The following is a 22,919-nucleotide window of genomic DNA, read 5'->3' on the forward strand; positions in this document are numbered from 1 at the left end:
ATATGTTCGACACGCCGTTGCATCTTTAGAACAGATGTGTCAAGATTGATACACCTGTTCGATAGAACAAATGTTCATATGGATTTATATTGATTTAAATTTGTGAGAAAGGGTAATTATGCATAAGAGATCAAAAGCAACTGGTGCTTTATATAGTCAGTTTGCGAACAACGGTACTTGCGTAGATAAAACTTGTTTAAAGCGAAATAAGTATAGTAAATCTTTTATTAGATTTATTGTTTTTGTTGCTTTAGTGTGTTTTGCATGGATTATTTTTACTCCAAAGCCAGCAGTTTCTGCAGTGTCAAAATCTTTTGTAACATACACTGTTCGTCCTGGAGATACTTTATGGAGTTATGCAAAAACTATAACAAACAAAGACAGTAATATTTCTGATTCTGTAGATTATCTCATGCAAATTAATAATTTAGATTCAGCAGATTTAGAAGTAGGTCAGTCTATAAAAGTGCCGTTTATATATGATTAATCAATGTAGATAATTTTATTCGATAGTTAAAATATGGAGGTTTATATGGATTGGATTTGCGAATGTGACTCGTATGATGAAGATCATAACAATGTTGTATTTATGGCTTCGTCGATATATGAAACAAGGGTACGAGTAATTGCAGATATGGTTTTATATCCATCAATTCAGGTATTTATTGGTAAAATTTATCAAGAATATGGACAAAAATATGAAAAAATCGATTTATTTATATAACAAATATTAAAGCATATATAACATATTTTAATAATTTTTAGTATGCTAGATGTATGCATTGTCCTTTTTGTAAGAATTCCGATACTAAGGTTATCGATACGCGAATTAGTGAAGATGGATATTCGATTCGTCGCAGACGTGAATGCCAGATGTGTGGCAACCGCTTTACGACAGTTGAAACTACTCAACTGCTTGTTATGAAACGATCTGGTTCAATTGAGCCATTCGACCGAGCAAAGGTGGTTGCTGGTGTAGGAAAAGCTTGTCAGGGTAGACCTATAGACTCTGAAGCTTTAAAGACGTTGGGAATGGAAGTTGAAGCTGATTTGCGTGCTCGCGGATTAGCGCAAGTTACATCTGAAGAAGTTGGAAAAGCAATATTGAAACCATTGCGAGAACTGGATGAGGTAGCTTATCTTCGTTTTGCTAGTGTATATCAGAACTTCGCTGGCTTGAAGGATTTTGAACAAGCCATTGAGGATCTTAAAAAGAGTAAGCAATAACCCTTCTTGTTTGACCCATATATTTCAATAGGTCAAACAATGTACTAGGTTATTCGGGTTTAGTGTTTTTGTGTTTATTTTGAAAAATCAGCATCATCTTGTGTGCGCAAGATGACTAATCGCTGTGTTGGTCTTGTCATAGCAACGTACAGATTTGCTGCTGCTGTAAGCATAGATGCTGCTTCTTGTTCTATTTTAGAAGGTTGCATCAGAATTACGGCATCGTATTCTAATCCTTTAACGTCTTCAGGCGTGCAAACGCTAATCTGACTATCGTCTGAATTCTGTTGAAGTATACGATTGTATTCTTTATCGGAAAGATTTTTACGAAGAGTATCTTTAACGATTTTATCAGTATGGTCTAATAGTTCATTAGGAACTATTATCGCTACGCGACCACTTCCATCTTCTGATACGAATTCTTTAAACAAATCAATGCAATATTTTGAAAGTGTTCTATCTAGTTCATCTTGATGCTTAAGTGTATGGGTAACAAGAGAATCAGGAACAGATCGTACAGCATTAACTGTGGAAATGTACAATCCAGAGTTGTTTGCCACTTTTCCTGCAGCATCTGAAACTTCTTTAGGGTTACGATAATTAATGGTCAACTCGTAAAGATCCCAGTTTGCATCTCCAAACAGTGAGCTCATATTCTTTTGCCAATGATGCGTTCCACCTAAAGCAGATGTTTGAGCAACATCACCAACGATTGTAAATGATCTAGAAGGGCAGCGACGGATTAGCATTCGCCAATCCATTGCTGTAAGCTCTTGAGCTTCATCTACGACCACATGACCATAAGTCCACTCTCTATCTGACGCAGCAAGATTGGCTACCATGCTTGTATCGTCACCTTGAATGTTCTCTATGAGCATATCTGCGGTGACGATTCCATTTCCAATGCCATTTTGAGCAAGTGTTTCAGAAGCGTATTGCTGCTCTTCGAGCTTTTTGCGAGCATTTGCAGCATTTTGTGCCTCAACTTTTGGATCTGCACCTAGAAGCTCCATAGCCTCATCAAGAAGCGGTATATCAGAGCGAGTTAGAGGACTACCTTTTGGTCTAGTTAATACACAAATATCGTCTTCACTTAACCAAGGAGCATATATGCGAAGTTGTTCAGGTTTAGAAAACAGCTGGTCAATAAGCCACGTGGCAGTCATAGGGAGCCAAGCAAGATTCAGAGTAATCTTAAGTTTCTCTTCCATACGAAGCTGCGATGTAATATCGGATATTTCAGACTGCGAAGGAGTATAATCTAACTGTTCCAGGTATCTATTTCTAAGTGAACTTATAACTGACTTTACGAAAGTTTTGCGAGCCTGATTATGAGGTTGGTGTGTTCGTTGAGCATCTGATTGTGCAAGCTCAATATCCTCTTTTTTGAGTTGTACAGCAAACCCGTTTATGCGTAGCGTTGGTAAATCTTTAGGAACACGTATTCTTGCACAAACAGCGTTCTGAATAACGTTTTTCATGCGATACATTCCCTTAAGCTTTGCCGCATGTGGAGTATCTTCTGCAACAGCATGAACATTTGGGATCAAATCAGAAATTGTTCTACTTACAACACCAGTTTCACCCAAAGAAGGCAAAACTTGATCTATATATCTTAAGAATGCCGAGCTTGGTCCTACAATCAGAACGCCTGATTTTTCAAGTTTTCTACGATGTGTATAAAGAAGATATGCTGCCCTGTGCAATGCTACGGCGGTTTTGCCAGTACCAGGTCCACCTTGTACAACAATAGTATGGTCAAGAGGAGCGCGAATAATGCGGTCTTGTTCAGCTTGAATAGTTGCAACAATATCCGTCATTTTTCCAGTTCTACGAGAACCTAGTGAAGCTAGTAAAGCACCTTCGCCTGTTAGAGTTCCCTGCTTAGAAGCCTTGTTTACCTCGTCTGCATGAATATCAAGAATCTCGTCTTCAACTCCAACAACTTCGCGGAATTTAAGAGTTATATGCCTACGCATAACGATGTTTCCATGGTGACGTGGCGTCGCCTCATAGAATGGTCGCGCAGCTTCTGCTCGCCAATCTGTAAGAATAGGATCGTGATTTTCACTGAGTAGACCAATCCTACCTATGTAGTGTCTTGTTCCTTCGCGATCGTCCAGTCTTCCAAACACAAGCCTGTCTTCTACGGCTCTAAGTTGAGTTAACCGATCCTCATACATTGTTGCAAATGAATCACGTTCGGTGCGCTGAGTAGGCGACCCGTGTGATCCTGCAGCTCGTACAGCGTCAAGTCTTGTACGAACTGTAGAGCGCAAGTCATCTAAGCGTCCGTAAGCGCAATCAACTGCTTGTTGTTCTTCGCTAAGTTGTGAGGAGTACGTAGACATTTGTGTCCGTTCTTCTTAAATGTTGAGCTAAAAACTAGGCGTTTAAGTATATCTCGAGGCTTATACACGGTATTTTCTAAGAAAGTTTTTGCGACGAATGCATAAAGTGGCACTTTTATGAAAAAAAATATTATTTTTTTATAAAAAGTGGGGATTTTTGGTGAGGAATGGGGTAAAATGGTGAACGATGTGCAAGTGGCATATTGCATGTTGAAAAGGAGGTGGAGTTATGGCTCGTAATAATGCGGATGATAATGCGCAGAATAAAGCCAATTCCTCCTTTATGCATGCTCAAAATCTCTCTGACAGTGATTCTCAAAATATTGCTCAAGCTAATGCTCAGGAAATGCATATGCCAATGCAAAATCCTCAAGCGTACGCTCAGCCTTATTATGTGATGCCACAGATGTATCAGCCACAGCAGATTCCGCCAATGCAGCAGATTCCTTTTGCGCAATCCATTAGCCAGGCTCCATATTCGGCTTTTAATTCCACTCCTTTACCGAATAATGAAGATTCTCGTGGTAATGGCATAAGCAATCAGAATCAGCAGCAGAATCAAACCCCAATTCTTCTTGGTACATATGCTCCAAAAATTGATGGAAAAGGTCGTGTAGCTTTACCAGCGAAATTTAGATCTCAATTAGGGAATGGTTTTGTTATGGCGCGCGGTCAGGAACGTTGCGTATACGTACTGCCAATGCAAGAGTTTCAACGTATTACAACGCAGATTCAGCGCACATCTATGAGCAATAAGTCTGCAAGAGACTATTTGCGAGTGTTTCTTTCTGGCGCTGTAGATCAAGAACCAGATAAGCAGGGACGCATAGTAGTTCCACCAATGTTAAGAGATTACGCAAATCTTGGAGACGAGATTGTTGTAATTGGTGTTGGCACTCGCGCAGAAATATGGAATAAGTCTGCTTGGAACAAATACCTTGCAGATCGTGAGCAAGATTATGCAGATATTGCAGATGATGTTCTTCCGGCGGTGATCCAATGAAAGGTGATCCGATGAAGGACTTATCTACAATACACGCACCAGTATTGCTCGACGATTGTGTAAATCTAGTATCTCCAGCGTTAAACCACAAGAATTCTGTTGTTGTGGATTGCACGCTGGGTCTTGCTGGTCATGCAACAGCTTTTCTTAAAGCTGCTCCTCTTGCAACGCTTGTAGGCATAGACAGAGATGGCGAAGCTCTTGAGCTGGCTACGAAAAGAATGCGTGAAGAAGGATTAGACGAACGTTTTATTCCAGTACATGCAGCATTTGATGAAGTTGACAAAGTTCTTGAAGATTTAGCAATCTACCATATTGATGCAGCATTTATGGATTTGGGACTTTCTAGCTTGCAAATAGACGAAGAAGATAGAGGATTCTCATATTCTCACAACACTGCATTAGATATGAGAATGGACACTACACAAAGCATAACAGCTGCGACTATTCTCGCGACTTATGATTCGCATAAGCTTGCGAATATTTTCCGAGAATATGGTCAAGAGCGTTTTTCTGGTCCAATAGCTCGCAAAATTGTTCAAGTTCGTGAAGAGACTCCGATTACCACATCTGGTCAGCTGGTTGAATTAGTTGATAACGTCATTCCTCGTTTTCATCGTGCTCCAGGAAACCCAGCTAAGAGAGTTTTCCAAGCTCTTCGCATTGAGGTTAATGGAGAATTAGACAAACTTGCTAGGACACTACCAAAGTTGGCTCTGCGTTTAAATCAAGGTGGCAGGATTGTTGTTGAATCTTATCATTCGCTAGAAGATATTGCGGTTAAAAGATTCATGAACAATGGCTTAGAAGTAGATGTTCCAGCGAATATGCCTATTGTTCCAGCAGATGCACAGCCTTTCTTTAAGGCGCTAACTAGAGGAGCTGTAAAAGCATCTAAGGAAGAAATAGCAAATAATACTAGGTCTTCGTCTGTTCGCTTGCGTGCAGTGGAACTGATTCGAGATATTCCAGAACGTTGGATTAAGGAATTTGAATCTATTTCTAGAGGTATTGAAGAATCATCTAATTCTTCGACTATACGATTTGCACATAAAAAAGGGGGTAGGTTCTAATGATTAAACCATTAAAAAACCGTGCTCCTGGATTGTCTACTGTTACTGCAACAGCAGCTCCTGCAGGTCGTGTAAAAGAAAAAGTTGTTGGAGATTCAAGGAAAAATCGTGTTCTAAAATCCCTTCCATTGGTATTTAGCGCATCAGACCGCAGATCTTACACAGTAATGAACCGCTTGCATAAGGTTATAGAGTGGAGCAATACTCGTAAAGCGCCTCTTTTTAATGTGATTATCGTTGTTTTGTTCTTAGTAATCACTCCTACAACATCTCTATTGTTGCGCACAAAAATGGCAGAAATATCTTTTGAACAGGCTGCTACACAATCGAGTATTTCTAGGCTTCGTCAAGATGTAGAAACAGCGCAAACAAAATTAGATACTTTAGAGGCGGATCTTCCAGCAAAAGCGCAAACGATGGGAATGGTTCCGCAGCAAGGTGCAATAACCGTTGATTTAAGCGATTATGCAAATAAAAAGAAAGCTGAAAAAGCAATGCTTGATGCTAAGAAAGCTCAAACACAGGCTAGTTCTAAGAATCAAAAGTCGCAGCCCAAACAGCAGGCGCATGATTCACAACAATCTAAACAACAATCTAAACAACAAAAACCAAAGGATAAGGAGAAACATTGATGAGCCGCCAAATCAAGCAACGTTTCGCCAAATATTCAGGCAAAGTTAATGGAGTTGTTAATTCTATTAAAGACAAAGTTAATAGAACAAGCAATTCCAGTGGATTTTCAAAAACCAGTAAGTCTCTAAAAGATGGTATTAGTCGCGTTTTTAGCTTACTGAAGCTGATTAAAAGAAAATCGCAATTTACAAGGTTTAAAAAGGCCAGCACATACAATGCGAATTCTTATGAGGCTTACGGATCCTATAATCGGTCTGCTGCTAATAAGACTGCTGCGATGAATAGCACAGTTTTTGCAAAGAAGTGCGTAATTGTTGCAATTATTTTTGCGTTTGTTGCAACATGTGCAATAGTAAAACTTAGTTTTATACAGCTTATTAATGCTCGTTCTACTGCTCAGGCGGCTCAAGCAGAACGTATTAGGACAAAACCAATTCTTGCTAGAAGAGGTCGTATTTTAGATACAAACGGTTCAGTTCTTGCTCAAAGTGTTGAAAGATACAATATAATTGCTGATCCTATGAATGCGCAGGCGTTTAAACCTACTCCTTGCACAAAACAAACTGCTGGTAATTGTCATTCGATTAATGGTAAGGATGTTGAAGGTACTGGTGCCGTGGCGGTGGCACGTCTTTTAGCTCCAATTCTTCATATGAGCTCTGTTGAAATCGGCGGAAAGATTTCTGGATTGGGTCGTTACGCAGTTATCAAGAGGAATGTGAAGCCTTCTGTTAAGCGTGCAATTGACAAACTCAACCTTTCTGGTTGTGTTTATGCAGAAAACAGTAGTGAACGAGTGTATTCAAGTGGTCCTATTTTGGGTGCCCTAATTGGTTCTGTCAAAGATGCCGAAGAAAGCTCTAGACCAGAGGCAAAGGGTAGAAGAGGCGAAATAGGTGAATCTGGATTAGAGCTTTCGCAAGATAAAGTTTTAACTGGTACAGATGGATATCAAAAGTATCAGGGAAACAATGTTGGAAATGAGAAAATTCCTGGCACTGTTAGCGAATATAAAGATGCTGTAAATGGTAATGACATAAAGTTAACCATTGACAGCGATGTAGATTGGTACGTTAAAAAAGTTCTTCTTGACGGAATGAAGCAGTACAAAGCTGGATGGGGAATTGCTGTTGTTCAGGATATTCGCACTGGTGAGATTCTTGCGTTAGAAGATACTGACGATATTAAAGCTGGTTCTTCAGCTGCTAGAGCATCTGTTTCTAAAGCGGTTAGCCAGATCTTTGAGCCAGGTTCTATAGGCAAAGTGTTTGCCATGGCTGGAATGGTTCAATCTGGTGCGCGTCAACTCAGCGACAAATTCTCAGTTCCAGGGACAATAGACAAACAAGGTCAGGTTTTCCATGATTCTCACAGTCATGGTATTGAACGTTTAACATTAGCTGGAATTTTAAAGGAATCTTCTAATGTTGGCATGATTTTAGCTGGCGAAAAATATCCTAATAACAAGCGTTATGAGTTTTTGTCTAAGTTTGGAATTGGGCAATATACTGGTTTAGGTTTACAAGGTGAATCTCCTGGTCTTCTTCCAAGCGTACAAGCATGGGATGGTCGTAAGCAAAACACTGTTTTGTTTGGTCAGGGTTATGCCACTAACGCTTTGCAAATTACTAATGCTATTGCGACTATTGCGAACAAGGGTGTAAGGCTCCAACAGTCAATAATCAAATCTGTAATAGATCCTCATGGACGTGTTTCAGAGCACAAGAGACCTCAGGCAACTCGCGTTTTGGATGAACATGTAGCATCGCAAATGTTGAATGCTATGGAAAGCACAGCGGAATCTTACAAGAACTTTATATCAATTAATGGATACCGTGTTGCTGCTAAGAGTGGTACTGCAGAAGTAGCGGGATTCGGTGGAGGATTAAGTTCTATCGTTGCAGATTGTGCTGGAGTCATTCCTGTGGATAATCCACGATTTGCTATTACAGTGGCATTAAGTAATCCTCAGGGAACTTTCGGCGTTGTTGCAGCAGCACCTCTTTTGAAAGCAATTGGAGAATTCTTGATGCAAAAGTATGATGTTCCAGTTTCTACTCCTCGTAGCAACCCTATTGCTGTAGAATGGTGATATACAACAAATAAGGGCGAGTGCGAGTATGAATGCTGTTGATGAATTTTCCAGAACCAGAGTGACGCTTGGTTTTGCTGCTGAACAGTATGGTTTTGAGGTAATTCCTTCCTTTGCATCTGGTGTGACTATTACATCATTAGCTTGTGATGTTAGAAGTGTTAAACCAGGTTGTCTTTTTGTTCCTTCATCTCGAGTAGATAAGAGACAATTAGAGGCTGCTAGAGATGCTGGAGCGTATGCTGCAATGGTTCCTCCAGAGTTTAGATCTGAAGCAATGAGTGTAGGCATTCCTCTGCTGGTATCTTCTAATAATCCAATAACTCTCGGTAAGCTAGCTTGTGATGTTAATTGCGATCCGTCATCTTTTATAGCAACTTTTGCAGTTGCAGGAGATAGTGATGATGAGATTTACGCAAATGTTATACGTTTGGCTGATTTTCTTCATATGCTCGGCAATCCAGTTGGTATTATTAGTGCAGCTGGGTCTAGCTCTCTTCAAAGAGAGTTAGATTTAGAGTATCCTATGGGAATAATTGATATACAGCATAACTTGTCTGTGTGTGTAGAAGATGGCGCTGCAGCTGTTGTAATAGCATTAAATTCTGCAACTCTTAGTAAAGATGCATTGCAGTCTGTTAACGTTGATGTCCTTGGAGTTGAAAGCAATAATGCTTTAGCAATGGCTGGAAGCCTTGACTTATATGCAAGCGACTCTTCTTATTCTGATCCTTACTCTAATACTTCAAAATTTGATAGTCATGCAAATCATGCAAGTCATGCAGATGATAATGCAGATAATCATTCATATAATAAAAAGAAGTATGATTCTGATACTACATTAAATCAGAATTCAAAATCGCAGCAAAAAGTCGAATCACTTAATTCCGATAGTGAATCTCATAGTGAATCCGATAGCGTATCTGATATTTCTTCTTATAGAACTTCTGCTAATAAATCTGATAAACATTACGAAAATAGTTTTATCAAAAATCAAAATGATGATTCCGCTATAGATGAAGAAAGTATGAAGTCCGCGCGACCAGTAATAAGTTTTTATACTCTTCAACAACGTTATGGGTTTGTAAGTCATGAAAGATCTTATTGCGTTATGCGTTCCCGTGAATCAGATGAGTTAGCTGCTTTAGCAGATCAGATTGGTGGCAAGGATGTTCACAAACATCTTTCTCTTTCAATAGCGATGGTTCTTGCAGCTGGAGTTAGAAGAGGAACTATTAAAAGCGCGTTACGAGTGTCTCATGAATTAAAGTAGTGTTAATTAAAGTAGTGTTCAGAAACGTGTTGATGATTAATAGATTTGTTGCAAAGCAAATGAAACCAATGTTGGGAAAATAACGAGGTTATGATGCAAAATAAGACTTTGGGCAATAATACAACGACCAATAATATGCGTATGATGCCTATGAGTGTTAAGGAAGTAGCTGCTGCGGTTAATGGCAGACTTTTTATAGGTGGTTGTTTAGTAAAAGAAAACCACAGTGTTACTTCTGAGAAATTTTGCATAACAAATAATGATGTTGTTATTTCAGATAATGATGTTGTTATTTATGCAACAAGTGATTCTCGTAAAGTTGTGGATTCTTCCATATTTGTAGCAATACCAGGCGATCGTGTTGATGGTCATGATTTTGTTCAAAAAGCTGCAGAACTTGGTGCAAAAATCGCAATAGTGGAGCATTTTGTAAAGTTAGATGAGTCTAATAATAGTAAAATTGCTCAAATAGTTGTTGAAAATTCGGTTGAAGCTCTTGGACTTTTAGCAAAACACAATCTTGAGCGTCGCCGCGCGTTAAATACACCATTTAGTATTATCGGCATAACTGGTTCAGTAGGAAAAACCACTACAAAAGATATGCTCAAGGCTCTTCTTTCAACGCTCGGTAACACTGTTGCGCCAATTGGATCTTTTAATAATGAAATTGGTTTGCCATTAACATCTTTGCAAGTAAATGAAAACACGAGATTCCTTATTGCAGAAATGGGAGCAAATCATGTTGGCGAAATCGCAAAACTAACCACAATAGCTCCTCCTGATTTAGCTGTTGTATTGAAGGTGGGTGTTGCGCATTTAGGTGAGTTTGGTTCTGTAGAAAGAATTGCTCAGGCAAAAAGTGAGATTGTTAGAGGTCTTGTTGCACACGGAATAGCAATTTTAAATGCTGATGATTTTCGAGTATCTGCAATGCGTTCTTTAGCTGATCAAGATAAATTGCGTTGGTTTGGTAAAAACACCAATACGGAAGGTGATTTTGACGCATCTAACAATGGCAATTACCAATTGTCTGCAAGTGATATTTCATTAGATGAAATGGGTTGTGCAGAATTTGTTCTTAATGAGAAGAATGAGGATAAGTCTAAAAACTCAGTTAGAGTCCATCTTGCTATACAGGGACAGCATAATGTTATGAATGCAATGGCTGCTTCTAATGTGGCAAGATATTTTGGAATGAATCTTGAGAGTATTGCTAAAGTTTTGCATGAAGTTTCGCATATTAGTCCGCATAGAATGCAGCTTTCTAAAATTTCTAACAATAATAATGTTTTTACGCTTATTGACGATTCATTCAATGCAAACCCTGATTCCATGAAGGCTGGAATTGATGGATTGTGTTCTTATGAAAATCATGACTTACATAATTTAAACGTTAATGCTGAAGAAGATCTAACAAGTAAAAAGAATAATATTTTTAGAATAGCAGTTCTTGGATCTATGTTAGAGCTTGGTTCTAATGAGAATAATATGCATGAATCAATAGGCGAATATGTTGCAAAGCATAATATTGATGCGCTAATAGCTGTTGGTTCTAAGTTTGATAAAAAATTAGATGAACTAGCTGGTTGCATTTATAAAGGTGCTAAAGATAATTGGCAGAATAAGAGCCTTGATGTTGAAAATGGCGTATATTTTGTTCATGATTGCACTGAGGCGGATAACGTTGTGTGGAACCTTGTGGCCGCGCATTCGAGTAGTGTTGTGTTATTGAAGGGGTCTCATGCTTCAGGCTTGAGCGTGTTAGCTGAACGCTGGTCTAAACTTAATGAGAGTCTTAATGAACATACGGAGGTTAACCTGTGATTGCGCTTATCGTGGGAATTGTGGTATCGCTGATTGTTACTATTGTCGGTACGCCGCTTTTAATCCGCTTAGTACACCGTTTAAATTACGGTCAGTACATTCGTCAGGACGGTCCACAATCTCATTTAGTTAAACGTGGAACTCCTACAATGGGAGGTGTTGTTATAAACCTTGCTGTTGTAGTTGGTTGGGCTGCTTCTGCTCTTTACAGATACTTCTCTGTTGGGCGTACTCCATCTTGGTCTGCGGTTCTTGTGCTTTTTGCAATGCTTTCTATGGGTTTCCTTGGGTTCATTGATGACTTTGCAAAAGTTCGTAAAAAACAGAATCTTGGTCTTTCGGTTCGTGCAAAGCTGGTTGGTCAAATTATTTTTGCAAGCATTTACGCACTTTTGGCTCTAATGCTACCAACTCAGTCTGGTATTGCTAGTGCTCAGGCTGGTATGAGCTTTATTGAAAAACCATTCCTTGATTTTTCAATGTTTGGGCAAGTCGTAGGAATTGTGGTTTTTATTATTTGGGTTAACTTCTTGATGGCGGCTTGGTCTAATGCTGTAAATCTTACAGATGGTTTAGATGGTTTAGCTTCTGGCTCTTCAATGATTGCTTTTGCTGGTTACGCTATGATTGCGTTCTGGGAAAGTTACCACGTTAAAGGTGGCGGTCATTTTGGTTTCTCGTACGCAGTATCTGACCCTCTTGATTTGACTATTATTGCTGTTTGTGCAGCTGTTGCCTGCTTTGGATTCTTATGGTACAACTCAAATCCTGCTCAGGTATTTATGGGAGATACGGGATCATTGGCATTAGGCGGTCTTTTTGCTGCTCTTTCTATAGCTACTCATACCGAGTTCCTAGCTGTTATTTTGGGCGGACTATTTGTTATAGAAGCATGTAGTGATGTAATTCAGGTTGGATGTTTTAAGCTTACGCATAAGCGAGTGTTTAAAATGGCTCCTATACACCATCATTTTGAGCTTGTTGGCTGGGCAGAAGGTAAAGTCGTTGTCCGTTTTTGGATGATTGAGCTTATGTTTGTACTTTCTGCATTGATGATGTTTTATGCGGATTGGGCTGGTCATTCTGGGTTACTGATTTAACGATTAGTTCTGACTTAACGATTAGCATTGACTTAGTAATTGAGTATCTACTTGGTAATTGGTGAGGGTTAAATAATATGAGCAGCGTTGCAGAAGATTGCTTGCTTAGGGAATTGTCGTTCCACAAGAAGTTCCCATTCAATAATGTTCTTGTGGCGGGTCTTGGTGTTTCTGGCATTGGTGCTGTAGAAGTGCTTAAATCTGTTGGTGCTACAGCGATTACTGCAGATGAGCGTAAGGAAGAGGCTCAGGTACACGATTTTTCCAAGATTGATTGGGATAATATAGATGCTGTTGTAACATCTCCTGTTTTTAATCCTCGTACACCTTTTATTCTAGAAGCGCAGAAGCGTAATATTCCAGTTATTAGTGAAGTGGAGCTTGCTTGGCTTGTTCGTGTAAACTCAGATAAAACCAATAATCCTGCACCTTGGGTTGGAATCACTGGTACGAATGGAAAAACTTCCACTACAGAGATGACTTCCGAAATGCTAACTGCTTGTGGTTTTGATGCTCCTGCAGTAGGAAATATTGGAAAATCGGTTTCTCACGCTGCTATGGAATCAGAACATGATGTTTTGTGTGTAGAATTAAGCTCTTTCCAGCTTCATTTTACTAATTCGATGAGATTAGATTGTGCAGCTATTACTAATATTGCTGCGGATCATTTAGATTGGCACGGTGGGATTGAAGCTTACGCAAAAGACAAGTCTAAAGTTTTTAATGGGGTTAAAAAGGCTCTTGTTTATAATGCTCAGGATCCTAGAGTAAGTGAACTTGCAAGTAACGCTCAAGTAGAAGATGGTTGTAAGAAAATTGGTTTTACACTTGAACCTCCAGAATCTGGAGAAATAGGTGTTGAAAATGGTTGGATTGTAGATAAGAGTGGTGTTGCTGGCGGAAAAGTTGGAGATCCAGTTAAATTAGTGGAGCTAAGGGATCTTAAGCATTTATGCGAACCAGACGGAAGCGTATATCCTCATCTTCTTGCAGATGCTTTGACTGCTTTAGCTCTTACATTAGGGTTGAATCCAGATGTTGAAAATGCTGTAAAAGCTTTGTGTAACTTTGCTCCAGGAGGTCACAGGATTCAAACTGTTGCAACTTTAAATGCTAACGATGATCTTCCTGAACACTCGATTCGTTTTGTAGATGATTCAAAGGCTACTAACGCTCACGCTGCAGCAGCATCTATTTCTAGTTTTGGTAAAAAATCTGTAATTTGGATCGTTGGGGGGCTTGCAAAAGGCGGTTGTTTTGAAGATCTAGTTAAAGATAATAGAAGTATTATAAAGGCTGCTGTTGTGATTGGTGTAGATCAAAAACCGATTATAGAGGCTCTTAATGCTAATGGAAAAGATATTCCAGTAACTATTGTTTCTCCAGATGGAACAGGTTGTGAGTCTTTTGATTATGCGGATGATTCTGTTCTTAAAAAAGTGGAAAACGATAAGACTATTAGCCCAGATTCTTCTCTAGGTCAAAAAGTTATTTCTAAAGCAGTTGATGCTGCTGGATGTTATGCAAAACAAGGAGATGTTGTGTTGCTGGCTCCAGCGTGTGCATCAATGGATCAGTTTGTGTCTTATGCGGATCGCGGATCTCGTTTTGCTAAAGAATCTGAGCGATGGGTTAATAGTCATGAACGTGAATAGCAAAAAATCTAATCCTAACAATTCTAATAAAAAGCCTTTGCGATTGTTTTCTTCTAGTAAAAAACAGCGTTCTACTAAATCGTCAAGAGCGTATGAAACTTTTAATGAAAACAGTCATGCTTTTAAACAATACGTTGGTATTCGTAGCATATTTAACCCATTATGGTGTTTGTATGGTTTAAGAATATCTGTTGCAATGCTTTCTGTTTTCGGCTTATTTATGGTTTTTTCAAGTTCCTCAGTGACTATGATTACTTATGGAGCAGGTCCTTGGGGTTCTGGAATAAGTCAATTGATTTATTGCATTATTGGATTTATTGGTTATTTGATTGTTTCTCGTCTTCCAGTCGATTTCTATAAAAGTAAGATTATTGTTATTTACGCAATATCTGTTTTTATGCAATTTTTGACTTTTGTGCCAGGAATTAGACATGAGGTTAATGGTAATGCTAGCTGGATTAAAATAGGTCCTTTTACAATGCAGCCCGCAGAAATAACCAAGTTAGCTATATGTATTTGGCTTCCTATGGCTCTTATACTGGCTAAAAAAGCTTATGAGCGTGTTCAAATGCGCGCATACATTCCGTCTGTAGTGGCTCTCGGAGTTTCATTGCTTCTTGTTGTTGCTGGTAAAGATCTTGGTACTGCGTTGATTATTCTTCTTATAGCCGTAGTCGCATTTTATATAGGAGGATTCCCTACAAAGTGGCTCGTTATCGCTCTTATATCTGCATCTGCAGCTGTTTTATTGTTGGTTGTTACTAGTCAAAATCGTATGAGGCGTATTCTTGCGACTATCCATGGTTGTGATGCTAAGTCTATAAAAGGCGTGTGCTTCCAAGCTATTCATGCGCAATATGCTATGGCTTCTGGTGGTCTTATGGGTGTTGGCATAGGTAATTCTCGAGAAAAATGGAATTATTTACCTTATGCTCATAATGATTTTATTTTTGCGATTATCGGCGAAGAAATGGGATTTTTTGTAGCGTCTTGTGTGATTCTTCTTTATATTGTTATTGGATGGTGTTTGTTAACTTCCGCATTGCAATCTCATAGTAAGTTTGTTTCGATATCTCTTATAAGTATTGCTACATGGATTGTAGGTCAGGGTTTAATAAACATATTGGTTGTGGTTCAAGTTCTTCCTGTTATGGGTGTTCCTATGCCGTTTATTTCTGCTGGTGGTTCGTCTTTAGTTATGTGCTTGTTGAGTATTGGTGTTGCGGACTGTTTTATTAGAAGTAACCCTTATATTAAGCCTAGTATTAATAGCAGTATTAAGTCAGTTTCTAGTGAGGATGACAATAAACGTTAAAGTCTGGTTATTGTCTAATTGTTTAGTCTTAGATTAAAGTTTTAGATTAGGTTAGAAATTATTATAATTAGTGGTTTTAGATTGATTTAAATTTATTTTAGATTCACTCTAGCTTGAATGTAGGTGGTTTATATGGAAGATGTGAACTCTGATTCATCTGTCGATAATGTCGATGAAGATTCTTTGCATGTTGTTTTAGCAGGGGGCGGAACAGCAGGTCATGTTAATCCTCTTCTTTCTGTAGCTAGCGCGTTAAAAGATTTAGATGAATCTGTAAAAATTAGTGTTATTGGAACTAATGTTGGATTAGAAAAGACTCTTGTTCCACAAGCTGGTTTACCGCTTGATGTCATTGAGAAAGTTCCTTTTCCTAGAAAACCTAATTTATACATGTTTAAGTTTCCTTTTAAATGGGTTCGTGAAAAGAATAAGGTTCGTGAAATACTGAAAAAAAGACGCGCTGATGTTGTTGTTGGTTTTGGTGGTTATGCTTCTGCTCCTGTTTATTCGCAAGCTCACAGCATGAGATTGCCTATTGTTATTCATGAGCAGAATGCTCGTGCTGGAATGGCAAATAAACTTGGTGCGCGTTGGGCTAACATGATTGGTTGTGTTTATGATGGCACTGGTTTATGCTCAAAATTAGGTTCGTGCACAAAAGCGTTACGAGTCGGTTTGCCTCTTAGAAAAGCGATATCTGATTTATGCGCACAAATTACACAAGATTCTGATTTAGCTAGGATAGAAGGTGCTAAAAAGCTTGGATTAGATCCAAGTAGACCTATTGTACTTGTTACAGGTGGGTCTTTAGGTGCTAAAAGTTTGAACGATTCTGTTTCTATTGCTGCTGGCGATTTGCTTAAGTGTGCTCAAATAGTTCATCTTACGGGTTCTGGAAAGTCTAAAGAAGTTAAAGATAATGTTGCGCGAGTGGCTGGTCTTAATCAAATAAACGACGTTAAGCCAGAGCATGCAGGTTTAGGTGATTATCATATTTGTGAATATTTGGAGAGGATCGACTGGGCTTTTGCTTGTGCAGACTTGGTGATTTGTAGGTCTGGCGCTGGTACTGTTGCAGAAATATCTGCTATTGGTCTTCCTGCAATTTACGTTCCGCTGCCGATTGGTAATGGTGAGCAGCGTTTTAACGCACAGCCTGTTGTGGATGCAGGAGGAGCGATTATGGTTAGCGATTCTGATTTTACTGTTGATTGGATTCGTGACAATGTGTTGAAATTGCTTGACAATACAAATCGTCTTGAACAAATGCGTGAAAAATCTTGGAAATATGGCATTCGTGATGCTGCGAGTGTAATGGCAAAATATATTCTTGATATTGCAAAAGAAAGCAGAAGATAATTATGGATATTAATATGAATCCTATGCGCTCAGCATTTGAAGCAGACCAGACTATATCTTCGTTAGGCTCTGTTCACTTTATTGGAATAGGCGGAGCTGGAATGAGCGTTTTGGCAGAAATGCTACACGAAGAAGGGGTGGAAGTAAGTGGATGTGATTGTCAAGAAAATGACCACACAAGACGCTTAGAAGAACTTGGAATAAATGTAAAAATAGGTCAAAGTGCAAGTCATATAAAAAATTCCGATATTCTTGTGTATTCTAGCGCGATTAAGCCGAGTAATCCTGAAATTATTGCTGCTTATCAAAATGGTGTGAAACTTGTACACAGAAGCGACATCTTATCCTTGCTTTTAAGTGCTAAAAGGGGAGTAACTGTTGCTGGAGCGCATGGCAAAACTACAACAAGCTCACTTTTAGCACATATTTTGCGAGTTTGTGGTAAAGGTGATCTAGCAGACCCGAGTTATGCGATTGGTGGATCTATTCAAGCACAAGATGGTGGTGAAATAGACGGAGGGCATGCTGGCAGCGGAATCGTTATGGTTGCAGAGGCGGATGAATCCGACGGCAGCTTTGAAAAATATAATCCGTATATTGCAATTGTTACAAATGTTGAAGCGGATCATTTGGATCATTATGGAAATGCGCAAAATTATCGCTCGGCTTTTGTTGAACATTTAAGCCATGCTCTTGGGCATATTGTGATTTGTGCAGATGATGATGGCGCTCGTGCCGTTTTAGATGCTTTAAGCGATGATTCTCTTAAAAAAACAATCGTTTACACAAGTAATAAAGATAATGTTTCTTTGCTGAATGATCGAGTGAAAAGTTTTGTAAAATTTGCCTTTATTGAGCATGAAAGTGAAAAAACGGGTAGCGGAAGTGAATCGTTTGTTATTGAATTTAATGGCGATTTTATAGACGTTAATCTTATAATTCCAGGATTGCATAATGCTAGGAACGCATGTGCTGCTATTATTGCTGCGATGCTTTTAGGCATGAGCCCTAAAGATGCGGCAGATGGTGCTTCTAGTTTCCGTGGGGCTTCTAGGCGATTCGATATTCGTGGGTGTGTTAATGGAGTAACGGTTGTAGACGATTACGCGCATCATCCTACGGAAATAGATGCTCTTTTGCGCGCTGCAAGAAGAAGATATCCGAATGCTAGTATTCGTGTTCTTTTCCAGCCGCATCTGTTTTCTAGAACTCGCTCTTTTGCGCATGAATTTGCATCTGCATTATCTCTTGCAGATGACGTGATCGTCACTGGAATTTTCCCAGCTAGAGAAAAACAGGAAGATTTCCCAGATATTCACGCGTCAACTATTGTTGATGTAGCTAGGAAAGATGATATTACGTCTAATATCGAGGCAGTGGAAGATATGCGTGAAGGTGCTCTAAAATTGGCTAATCGAGCAAAAAATGGCGATGTGCTGTTTACTGTTGGAGCAGGAAGTATCACAGCTATGACATCTGTTATGCTTGAAGCATTGAGTTCCAAAAGTTTGTGAGTTTATAAGAGTTTATAAAATTTTAAAGCAGATAAAAGTCGTAAGCTGATTTAAGAGGTAATGTATGGGGCGTGTGATTTTTAGCAAATCTGAAGGTCGTACTGTATCTAGTACGACTGGAAACGATGCGGAAAATCGTAACCTGATTTCTAAAAAATCATTGCGCAAAAAAGGTAGAACAGCAAAATCGAATTTAACTACATCTGATAGTTCTATTGAGTTTGTTACATCTTCCGTGCCTACAACTGCATCTAAATCTTCTGCGTCTTCTGTAACTGCAGAGTTTTCTGTATCGGGTGAATCTACAAAAAATAATGCTTCTAAGAACACTTTTGTAGATGCTAGGAGACTTTCTGTAGTTGATTTTGTAAAACAGACTTTGCGTTCAACCGCTGGGCCATTAGGTATTGTTTCTAGGCCTAAAGTTATAGATTTCAGTGCTAGAGAAAAAGAAAAAAAGTTCGCTAGTTTACGTACGATTCTGTTGAGATTTCTCTATAGTTTTCTGATAATTGCATCTATAACATTGCTATGTTGGGTTCTATTCTTTTCTCCTGTATTTAGACTTAAGTCTAAAAATATTAGTATTTTTGGCTCTAACGAATGGGTTAGTGAGCAAAAAATTTCGTCTATTGCATCTAATCAGGTAAATAAATCGCTGTTTTTAGTGTCATCTCAAGAAATAATTGAGCAACTTAATAACATACCTGGTGTTACAGAAGCTAAGGTTTCAAAAAAATTCCCTCAAGGATTGCAAATAACGGTTAGGGCGCAAAAGCCTGCTGCGATACTTAAATCTCACGGTAGTGAAAAATTAACAGCTGTTGACGTTAAAGGTAGAGTTCTTAATGCAGTTGAAAATGTTCCTACTACAGGAATTCCAGTTATTGAAGTTACAGACGTTCACAAGAGTTTGAGCAGTAAGGCTGTACGTGAGGCGTTGAAAATTGTAAGTTCTTTGTCTGAAGATTTTCGTTCACATGTAATGCGAGTTAGTGCCAGAACTCAGGATTCTGTTGAAACTGAGATTTCTTCCACTGTTTCTAACGTAGAAATTCATCGTGTAATTGTTTGGGGTGATTCTTCAGATTTAGATCTTAAAAAGGCGATTGTAGACGTGATTATCAATGATCCTAGCAAAATTGGAAACAGGCAACGTCTTGATGTTTCTGCTCCCGCGAGACCTATTTTAAAGTAGTTCGTTTAAGCGGATCTTATTTAAGCGTATTTTAATTGTCAAGCAAAGATGTATAATAGTAATTCGTGTGTGCCAACGGTTCGCCTTATGTTATAGGTGTTCTCGTTGGGATATCCCAAGTGCCAAGGATAGCGCGCAGTAATGCGTGGCTGGAGGCATGAGGGCCATCGGGCCGGTGGACTGTGGCTTTTACTCTTTTAACCGATTCATGGTTTAAGGTGTGCTGCAGTGTGGCGGTTTTCACCAAATAGAAGATAACAATGAATCGGAGAACTTAAGTTGCCTACGATTGAACAACTCGTCCGTAAGGGACGTCAGGCCAAGCCTAAGAAGTCAAAGACTTTGGCCTTGAAAGGTAGCCCGTTGCGTCGTGGCGTGTGCACTCGTGTGTACACCACCACTCCTAAGAAGCCAAACTCTGCGCTTCGTAAGGTTGCTCGTGTGCGCCTCAGCTCGGGTATTGAAGTAACCGCCTATATTCCAGGCGAAGGTCATAACTTGCAGGAGCACTCCATTGTGCTCGTGCGCGGTGGCCGTGTGAAGGATCTCCCAGGTGTGCGTTACCACATCGTGCGTGGTGCTCTCGATACCCAGGGTGTTAAGGACCGCAAGCAGGGTCGTTCCCTGTATGGAGCAAAGAAGGCGAAGTAAAACATGTCACGTAAAGGACCTGCAAAAAAGCATCAGCTGCTTCCTGATCCAATCTACGGCTCGACCGTCGTGGCTCAGTTGATTAACAAAATTCTTCTCGATGGCAAGAAGTCCATCGCAGAAAACATCGTCTACACTGCTCTTGAGCAGGTGAAGGCAAAGACCGAGCAGGAGCCAGTTTCTGTTTTGAAGCGCGCTCTCGATAACATTCGTCCAAGCCTTGAGGTTCGTTCCCGCCGCGTCGGTGGTGCAACCTACCAGGTGCCAGTCGAAGTTAAGCCTGCTCGTGCAAACACTTTGTCCTTGCGCTGGCTTACAGACTTCTCCCGCCTTCGTCGTGAGAAGACTATGGCTGAGCGTTTGGCTAACGAAATTCTCGATGCCTCCAATGGCTTGGGTGCTTCTGTAAAGCGCCGCGAGGATACCCACAAGATGGCAGAAGCAAACAAGGCTTTTGCTCACTATCGCTGGTAATCCACAAGATAATCGGTATCTTAAAGAGCTAAGGATAATAATATGGCACAAGATGTGCTTAACGACCTGAATATGGTTCGTAACATCGGCATCATGGCGCACATCGATGCTGGTAAGACTACTACCACCGAGCGTATTCTTTACTACACTGGTAAGAATTACAAGATCGGTGAAACTCACGATGGCGCATCCACCATGGACTTCATGGCACAGGAGCAGGAACGCGGTATTACTATTCAGTCTGCTGCAACCACTTGCTTCTGGCAGTGTCAGACTCATGACACTGACGATCGCTACCAGATCAACATCATCGATACACCAGGACACGTTGACTTTACCGCAGAGGTTGAGCGTTCTTTGCGTGTTCTCGACGGTGCTGTTGCAGTGTTTGATGGTAAGGAAGGCGTGGAGCCTCAGTCTGAAACCGTTTGGCGTCAGGCTGATAAGTATAGTGTTCCACGTATTTGCTTCATCAACAAGATGGATAAGCTTGGCGCAGATTTCTACTATTCTGTTAAGACCATTAAGGAAAAGCTTGGTGCTAAGCCTCTCGTTATTCAGCTTCCAATCGGTGCTGAAAACGACTTCCTTGGTGTTGTTGACTTGATTCGTATGAAGGCTTACGTCTGGAATGACGTTAAGGACGATATGGGTGCCCACTACGACACCGTTGACATTCCTGCAGACCTGCAGGAGCGTGCAGAAGAATATCGTGCCGAGCTTATGGATCAGGTTGCAGAAGCTGACGAAGAGTTGCTTGAGAAGTACCTCGAATCTGGAGAGCTTTCTGAAGAAGAAATGCGCGCGGGTATTCGCAAGCTTACTATTGCTCGCGAAGCCTTCCCAGTAACTTGCGGTTCTGCATTCAAGGATAAGGGCGTTCAGCCAATGCTGGATGCTGTTGTTGACTTCCTTCCAAGCCCAGAAGATGTTCCATCTATTAAGGGCTTTGATCCAAGCGACGAATCTGTTGAAATTGATCGTAAGCCAGTAAACACCGATCCATTTGCAGCTTTGGTGTTCAAGATTTCAACCCATCCATTCTATGGAAAGCTTGTGTTCGTGCGCGTGTATTCTGGTGAAGTTAAGCCAGGCGATTCTGTGTACGATTCCACCAAGTCCAAGAAGGAACGTGTTGGTAAGATATTCCAGATGCACGCAGATAAGGAAAATCCTGTAGATTCTGCAGAAGCTGGAAACATTTACACCTTTGTCGGTTTGAAGAATGTCAGCACTGGTGATACTTTGTGCGACGAAAAGAACCCAATTTCTTTGGAATCCATGACCTTCCCAGATCCTGTTATCGAGGTTGCTGTGGAGCCAAAGACGAAGGCAGATCAGGAAAAGATGAGCTTGGCTTTGGCTAAGCTTTCTGATGAGGATCCTACCTTCCAGGTTAAGACCGATGAAGAGTCTGGTCAGACTTTGATTTCTGGTATGGGCGAGCTTCAGCTCGACATTATTGTGGATCGTATGCGCCGCGAGTTCAAGGTCGAAGCGAATGTTGGTAAGCCACAGGTTGCTTATCGTGAAACCATTCGTAAGGCTGTTATGAACCAGGAATACACCCACAAGAAGCAGACTGGTGGTTCTGGTCAGTTCGCAAAGGTTTTGATGAACTTCGAGCCAATCGATCCAGAATCTGGCGAAGTCTATCAGTTCGTTAACGAGGTCACTGGCGGCCACATTACTAAGGAATTCATTCCTTCCATCGACGCAGGTGTGCAGGAAGCTATGGAATCTGGCGTTTTGGCAGGCTTCCCAGTGGTTGGCGTTAAAGCAACCGTTACCGACGGTCAGACTCACGACGTTGATTCTTCGGAAATGGCCTTCAAGATTGCAGGTTCCATGTGCTTCAAGGAAGCTGCTCCTAAGGCTCACCCAGTAATCCTCGAGCCAATTATGGCAGTGGAAGTTCGTACTCCAGAAGAGTACATGGGTGACGTTATGGGCGATTTGAACTCCCGTCGTGGAAACATTCAGTCTATGACCGACGCTACTGGCGTTAAGGTTATTGACGCTAAGGTTCCACTGAGCGAGATGTTCGGCTACATTGGTGATCTTCGTTCCAAGACTCAGGGACGTGCAATGTTCACCATGCAGATGGACTCTTACGCGGAAGTTCCAAAGGCTGTTTCGGACGAGATTATTAAAGCCCAGCGCGGCGAGTAAAAGCG

At 40.3% G+C, this 22,919-nt stretch carries 19 protein-coding genes; 18 read left to right on the plus strand and 1 reads right to left on the minus strand.

The annotated features are described in order from the left end of the window. Nucleotides 1-118 precede the first annotated feature (118 nt). From HXT20_RS01570 to nrdR, 3 genes are read left to right on the plus strand one after another with little or no spacing between them, the layout of a single operon-like run. A complete protein-coding gene (locus HXT20_RS01570) occupies nucleotides 119-487 on the plus strand; it encodes a LysM peptidoglycan-binding domain-containing protein (RefSeq protein WP_004112269.1) in 369 nt (122 codons plus the stop codon). Between the two features lie 45 nt (nucleotides 488-532). Further along, the gene (locus HXT20_RS01575; protein WP_004112270.1) at nucleotides 533-724 is read left to right on the plus strand and encodes a hypothetical protein; all 192 of its coding nucleotides are present in this window, start codon (nucleotides 533-535) and stop codon (nucleotides 722-724) included. A gap of 53 nt (nucleotides 725-777) precedes the next feature. Then, nucleotides 778-1,227, plus strand: a complete 450-nt coding sequence (nrdR, locus tag HXT20_RS01580) for a transcriptional regulator NrdR (protein WP_004116911.1) — start codon at nucleotides 778-780, stop codon at nucleotides 1,225-1,227. A 74-nt stretch (nucleotides 1,228-1,301) separates the two neighbouring features. Here nrdR and HXT20_RS01585 read toward each other — a convergent pair whose 3' ends face one another. Continuing rightward, nucleotides 1,302-3,578, minus strand: a complete 2,277-nt coding sequence (locus HXT20_RS01585; protein WP_101887886.1) for a HelD family protein — start codon at nucleotides 3,576-3,578, stop codon at nucleotides 1,302-1,304. 229 nt (nucleotides 3,579-3,807) lie between these two features. On the opposite strand from HXT20_RS01585, the gene mraZ reads away from it, so the two are divergent. From mraZ to fusA, 15 genes are all read left to right on the plus strand, one after another. Next, nucleotides 3,808-4,581, plus strand: coding sequence for a division/cell wall cluster transcriptional repressor MraZ (gene mraZ, locus HXT20_RS01590; RefSeq protein WP_101887885.1), 774 nt, complete (start codon nucleotides 3,808-3,810; stop codon nucleotides 4,579-4,581). An 11-nt stretch (nucleotides 4,582-4,592) separates the two neighbouring features. Next, nucleotides 4,593-5,654 (plus strand): 16S rRNA (cytosine(1402)-N(4))-methyltransferase RsmH, encoded by a 1,062-nt coding sequence (gene rsmH, locus HXT20_RS01595; protein WP_004112279.1) that lies wholly within the window; start codon nucleotides 4,593-4,595, stop codon nucleotides 5,652-5,654. Next, nucleotides 5,654-6,286 (plus strand): hypothetical protein, encoded by a 633-nt coding sequence (locus tag HXT20_RS01600; RefSeq protein ID WP_004112281.1) that lies wholly within the window; start codon nucleotides 5,654-5,656, stop codon nucleotides 6,284-6,286. The genes rsmH and HXT20_RS01600 overlap by 1 nt, the downstream gene beginning before the upstream one ends. Further along, nucleotides 6,286-8,379 (plus strand): peptidoglycan D,D-transpeptidase FtsI family protein, encoded by a 2,094-nt coding sequence (locus HXT20_RS01605; protein ID WP_004112286.1) that lies wholly within the window; start codon nucleotides 6,286-6,288, stop codon nucleotides 8,377-8,379. Before HXT20_RS01600 ends, HXT20_RS01605 begins: the two co-directional genes overlap by 1 nt. A 28-nt stretch (nucleotides 8,380-8,407) precedes the next feature. Then, nucleotides 8,408-9,652: a hypothetical protein gene (locus HXT20_RS01610; RefSeq protein WP_004112287.1), complete on the plus strand. Its 1,245-nt coding sequence runs from the start codon at nucleotides 8,408-8,410 to the stop codon at nucleotides 9,650-9,652. A gap of 93 nt (nucleotides 9,653-9,745) precedes the next feature. Then, a complete protein-coding gene (locus HXT20_RS01615; RefSeq protein WP_422114411.1) occupies nucleotides 9,746-11,476 on the plus strand; it encodes a UDP-N-acetylmuramoyl-tripeptide--D-alanyl-D-alanine ligase in 1,731 nt (576 codons plus the stop codon). Beyond that, entirely contained in the window at nucleotides 11,473-12,576 is a 1,104-nt protein-coding gene (gene mraY / locus HXT20_RS01620; protein ID WP_004116897.1) for a phospho-N-acetylmuramoyl-pentapeptide-transferase, read from the plus strand. The genes HXT20_RS01615 and mraY overlap by 4 nt, the downstream gene beginning before the upstream one ends. Nucleotides 12,577-12,653: 77 nt before the next feature. Beyond that, nucleotides 12,654-14,231 (plus strand): UDP-N-acetylmuramoyl-L-alanine--D-glutamate ligase, encoded by a 1,578-nt coding sequence (gene murD, locus HXT20_RS01625; protein ID WP_004124704.1) that lies wholly within the window; start codon nucleotides 12,654-12,656, stop codon nucleotides 14,229-14,231. After that, nucleotides 14,218-15,546, plus strand: coding sequence for an FtsW/RodA/SpoVE family cell cycle protein (locus HXT20_RS01630; protein WP_422114412.1), 1,329 nt, complete (start codon nucleotides 14,218-14,220; stop codon nucleotides 15,544-15,546). The genes murD and HXT20_RS01630 overlap by 14 nt, the downstream gene beginning before the upstream one ends. 132 nt (nucleotides 15,547-15,678) lie before the next feature. Next, on the plus strand, nucleotides 15,679-16,905 hold the full coding sequence (locus HXT20_RS01635) for a UDP-N-acetylglucosamine--N-acetylmuramyl-(pentapeptide) pyrophosphoryl-undecaprenol N-acetylglucosamine transferase (RefSeq protein ID WP_004115689.1): 1,227 nt from the start codon (nucleotides 15,679-15,681) through the stop codon (nucleotides 16,903-16,905). A gap of 2 nt (nucleotides 16,906-16,907) precedes the next feature. Beyond that, nucleotides 16,908-18,419: a UDP-N-acetylmuramate--L-alanine ligase gene (gene murC, locus HXT20_RS01640; RefSeq protein WP_004137913.1), complete on the plus strand. Its 1,512-nt coding sequence runs from the start codon at nucleotides 16,908-16,910 to the stop codon at nucleotides 18,417-18,419. A 64-nt stretch (nucleotides 18,420-18,483) separates the two neighbouring features. Next, entirely contained in the window at nucleotides 18,484-19,617 is a 1,134-nt protein-coding gene (locus HXT20_RS01645) for a cell division protein FtsQ/DivIB (RefSeq protein WP_004575091.1), read from the plus strand. A 279-nt stretch (nucleotides 19,618-19,896) separates the two neighbouring features. Then, nucleotides 19,897-20,268 (plus strand): 30S ribosomal protein S12, encoded by a 372-nt coding sequence (gene rpsL, locus HXT20_RS01650; RefSeq protein ID WP_003813881.1) that lies wholly within the window; start codon nucleotides 19,897-19,899, stop codon nucleotides 20,266-20,268. Nucleotides 20,269-20,271: 3 nt separating this feature from the next. Continuing rightward, entirely contained in the window at nucleotides 20,272-20,742 is a 471-nt protein-coding gene (gene rpsG, locus HXT20_RS01655) for a 30S ribosomal protein S7 (RefSeq protein WP_004112309.1), read from the plus strand. 42 nt (nucleotides 20,743-20,784) lie between these two features. After that, complete coding sequence (fusA, locus tag HXT20_RS01660) at nucleotides 20,785-22,914, plus strand: elongation factor G (protein WP_422114413.1); 2,130 nt, start codon at nucleotides 20,785-20,787, stop codon at nucleotides 22,912-22,914. Nucleotides 22,915-22,919 lie beyond the last annotated feature (5 nt).

This window comes from Gardnerella sp. DNF00109 (assembly GCF_049262845.1).
Taxonomy (GTDB): Bacteria; Actinomycetota; Actinomycetes; order Actinomycetales; family Bifidobacteriaceae; genus Bifidobacterium; species Bifidobacterium vaginale.

Bases quoted from the DNA above. Each gene is read 5' to 3' on its own strand.
- HXT20_RS01570 (WP_004112269.1), top strand. From the start codon at position 119: ATGCATAAGAGATCAAAAGCAACTGGTGCTTTATATAGTCAGTTTGCG.
- HXT20_RS01575 (WP_004112270.1), top strand. From the start codon at position 533: ATGGATTGGATTTGCGAATGTGACTCGTATGATGAAGATCATAACAAT.
- nrdR (WP_004116911.1), top strand. From the start codon at position 778: ATGCATTGTCCTTTTTGTAAGAATTCCGATACTAAGGTTATCGATACG.
- HXT20_RS01585 (WP_101887886.1), bottom strand. From the start codon at position 3,578: ATGTCTACGTACTCCTCACAACTTAGCGAAGAACAACAAGCAGTTGAT.
- mraZ (WP_101887885.1), top strand. From the start codon at position 3,808: ATGGCTCGTAATAATGCGGATGATAATGCGCAGAATAAAGCCAATTCC.
- rsmH (WP_004112279.1), top strand. From the start codon at position 4,593: ATGAAGGACTTATCTACAATACACGCACCAGTATTGCTCGACGATTGT.
- HXT20_RS01600 (WP_004112281.1), top strand. From the start codon at position 5,654: ATGATTAAACCATTAAAAAACCGTGCTCCTGGATTGTCTACTGTTACT.
- HXT20_RS01605 (WP_004112286.1), top strand. From the start codon at position 6,286: ATGAGCCGCCAAATCAAGCAACGTTTCGCCAAATATTCAGGCAAAGTT.
- HXT20_RS01610 (WP_004112287.1), top strand. From the start codon at position 8,408: ATGAATGCTGTTGATGAATTTTCCAGAACCAGAGTGACGCTTGGTTTT.
- HXT20_RS01615 (WP_422114411.1), top strand. From the start codon at position 9,746: ATGCAAAATAAGACTTTGGGCAATAATACAACGACCAATAATATGCGT.
- murD (WP_004124704.1), top strand. From the start codon at position 12,654: ATGAGCAGCGTTGCAGAAGATTGCTTGCTTAGGGAATTGTCGTTCCAC.
- HXT20_RS01630 (WP_422114412.1), top strand. From the start codon at position 14,218: ATGAACGTGAATAGCAAAAAATCTAATCCTAACAATTCTAATAAAAAG.
- HXT20_RS01635 (WP_004115689.1), top strand. From the start codon at position 15,679: ATGGAAGATGTGAACTCTGATTCATCTGTCGATAATGTCGATGAAGAT.
- murC (WP_004137913.1), top strand. From the start codon at position 16,908: ATGGATATTAATATGAATCCTATGCGCTCAGCATTTGAAGCAGACCAG.
- HXT20_RS01645 (WP_004575091.1), top strand. From the start codon at position 18,484: ATGGGGCGTGTGATTTTTAGCAAATCTGAAGGTCGTACTGTATCTAGT.
- rpsG (WP_004112309.1), top strand. From the start codon at position 20,272: ATGTCACGTAAAGGACCTGCAAAAAAGCATCAGCTGCTTCCTGATCCA.
- fusA (WP_422114413.1), top strand. From the start codon at position 20,785: ATGGCACAAGATGTGCTTAACGACCTGAATATGGTTCGTAACATCGGC.